1 pseudogene is annotated in these 274 nt (G+C 67.5%); it reads left to right on the top strand.

Annotated elements, in window-relative coordinates:
• Window positions 1-274 (top strand): annotated as a pseudogene (locus SM755_RS23615) (peptidase M20); the annotation flags it as partial.

A 274-nucleotide genomic window follows, 5' to 3' on the forward strand; every position in this document is an offset into this window, starting at 1 on the left:
GTTGGCGAGGGGAGTCGGTGCTACCGCATTTCGACCGGATCCGGCGGGCCTTCGAGGAACTCGAGGCGGAGCGCGAAAAACGGGTCGACCATCCGCTCTACGAGGAGTTCCCGACGAAGTGGCCGATCTGTTTCGGCACCGTTCGGGCGGGTAACTGGGCGTCGCCGGTGCCGGACGACCTCGTCGCCGAACTCCGTATCGGCGTCGCGCCCGGCGAAACCGTCGCCGAGGTGGAGTCGGAGTTCCAGGAGCGACTCGACGCGGTCGTCGAGGA

Origin of the sequence: Natrialba sp. PRR66 (assembly GCF_034808065.1) — an archaeon.
Classification (GTDB): Archaea; Halobacteriota; Halobacteria; order Halobacteriales; family Natrialbaceae; genus Natrialba; species Natrialba aegyptia.